The organism is Frankia sp. CoWAU3 (assembly GCF_977971855.1).
On the sequence record NZ_CDWWXB010000165.1, the window covers coordinates 4876 to 7046 of the forward strand.

Consider the following 2171-nt stretch of genomic DNA (forward strand, 5'->3'; position numbering starts at 1 on the left):
CGGTCGCCCGGAGCGGGCACGGCCACGCCGGCTGACGGGACCGAGGGGTCGTCATGCAGCAGGCGGAAGGCCGGTTCGTATCCCTTGGCCCGGATGTTCGCCGAGAGGGCAGTGGTGCAGAACGAACAGGGGGAGGCCAGGGTGAGGGGCACGCCCCGGGCGCGGGCCTGCTCGCGGTAGTCCCAGATGCCACAGTGCGAGATGATCAGGGTCGCCCGCATGGGCTCGTCGGTGTCGACCGCGTAACGGGAGGAGTAGAGATCCGCCTGGCGTGCGAGCCGGTGGACGACGTCGGCGGGCCGGCCGGTCGGCTCGGGCTCCACCTTGCCGAAGACCGAGGCATTGGCCCTCGCCCAGTCGACGAGCTCCGCCTCGCCCCAGCGCGACACGATGAACCGTTCGATCAGTGCCTGCGCGCGGAAGAACACCCGCTGCCAGGCCGTCGGATCACGATCGTCGGGCGCCGGGAAGTCGGCGAAGATCTCGGCCTGGGTATGCAGCCAGTCGAGTAGACGCAGATCGGCGTGGTGTTCCAGCAGGAACCCCCGACTCCGCCTCGAGCAGGCGCTGCTGCCACAGGGCTACGCGGTCGTCTCCGGTCATGTCGAGGGCCGGAGCCGGGGTACACGACCCGGACGCCGTCGCCCGCGGGGATGCGCCGGGCGGCTCAAGGTGGGCGTGGGGACGGGTGCCGAGGACCGCCATCGGCACCGACGCGGCCGAGGACATGGACATGGGTACGGCCATCGGCGTGGCAACGGCACGGGGCACGTGTGTGGGAGCCTCCACGGATCTCCTGTCCCTGGCGGCCCCGGCTAAGCGGGCCACCGCGACGACCGTTCCGGAGACCGGACGGTCAGGATGAATCACGACGGAAACGACGCTAAGTGCGCGGATGATGTAGAAATACCGACCTTTGGTGCATCTTCGTGCCACTTTCGGCGTCCGTCGCCTCACACGTTGTCGCCGTATGCATCGGCGCCGCACGGTTCGTCCGCCTCCGGCAACGTCGGCGGCAAAGGTGTGGGCGGAATGCCGGGTGCGGTACTTGCGGTTCCGGCGAGGGCGCAGCGGATACGCTCGGTGCCTTAGCCCTCCATCGACTTACCCGGGGGTGGCTGCGGCAGCGGGCGCCTTCCCACCCACGTGATCAGTATCCGGGACGCGTGTATCTGTCAGGACGCGAGCGCCTCTCCGATTCCCCTGCCCCCTCAAGGCACCAGTCCCCCGGAGGTTCCTGATGGCGATGACGGATGATACCGAGATGCCGTTGCTGCGCCGGCTGGTCGGGCAGGCGCTGCGCCGACGTCGCCTCGCTCAGGGCCGCACCCTGCGGGACGTGGCGGACGCGGCGCGGGTGTCGATGCCATACCTCTCGGAGATCGAACGCGGCCTGAAGGAGGCGTCTTCGGAGATCCTCGCCGCGGTCTGCCGGGCGCTGCACATCCGGCTGTCCGATCTGCTGGACGAGGTGCGTCTGGAGCTCGCCCGGCTCGAACCCGAGGTCACCCCCGTGACATCGCCTGGGCCGCTGTCCGCCGTCCACGGGCAGGCGACACCACCGATCACGGCCCGCGTCATCTCCGCTGACCTGCACGCCGCCAGCGGCACCGCGGCCACCGCCAGCATCACGGGCTCGGCTGGCATCACGGGCTCGGCTGGCATCGAAACAACCGGTGTCGGCGCAACGGTCGGCGCGGCGTCGCCCTTCGGCGTGTCGCCGAACCTGGGACTCTCGCCGAGCTTCCGGGCCGCCGTCCATACCGGCCGGATGGTGGTGCCCGGCCCGCGGCGAGCCGCCGTCGCTCCCGGTCCGCGGGGATCGGGGAGATCGGGGGGGCCGGGCAGGTGGTCCCGGCCCGCAGCCGCCTTCCGGCCGCGGCGTAGTCGTCCGGAAGGCGGCCGCGGGCACGCTCGTCGACAGGTCGGCCTGTGGCCAGTCGACGTGTGGCAGGCCGACCGGAGCGGCCAACCGCCGGATCGCACCCGGTCAGGCGCTGCGTGCCGATAGAAGCCGGGCGGCCTTACGGCTCATGATGACCTCGTCGATGAGGCCGTACTCCTCGGCCTCATCGGCACTGAAGATCTTATCGCGTTCGGTGTCGCGACGGATCTCCGTCTCGGTACGACCGGTGTGGCGGGCGAGCATCGTCTCCTGCAGCGCCCGTACG

The 2171-nt window shown here is 70.7% G+C and carries 4 protein-coding genes; 2 read left to right on the forward strand and 2 right to left on the reverse strand.

What is annotated here, in order from left to right; genetic code table 11:
* Positions 1–428 (reverse strand): hypothetical protein (locus AC08ON_RS13840; protein ID WP_476617114.1); only part of this gene is annotated, 428 nt, incomplete at its 3' end.
* A gap of 260 nt (positions 429–688) precedes the next feature.
* On the opposite strand from AC08ON_RS13840, the gene AC08ON_RS13845 reads away from it, so the two are divergent.
* On the forward strand, positions 689–865 hold the full coding sequence (locus AC08ON_RS13845) for a hypothetical protein (RefSeq protein ID WP_476617115.1): 177 nt from the start codon (positions 689–691) through the stop codon (positions 863–865).
* Positions 866–1246: 381 nt separating this feature from the next.
* Positions 1247–2011, forward strand: a complete 765-nt coding sequence (locus AC08ON_RS13850) for a helix-turn-helix domain-containing protein (protein WP_476607899.1) — start codon at positions 1247–1249, stop codon at positions 2009–2011.
* Here AC08ON_RS13850 and AC08ON_RS13855 read toward each other — a convergent pair.
* A partial coding sequence (locus AC08ON_RS13855; RefSeq protein WP_476607898.1) for an ATP-dependent Clp protease proteolytic subunit occupies positions 1991–2171 on the reverse strand: 181 nt, incomplete at its 5' end. The two genes, AC08ON_RS13850 and AC08ON_RS13855, sit on opposite strands and share 21 nt — an antisense overlap.

What these genes read in the sequence shown, in the direction of transcription:
- AC08ON_RS13850 (WP_476607899.1), top strand. Translation starts at nt 1,247, where the DNA reads ATGACGGATGATACCGAGATGCCGTTGCTGCGCCGGCTGGTCGGGCAG.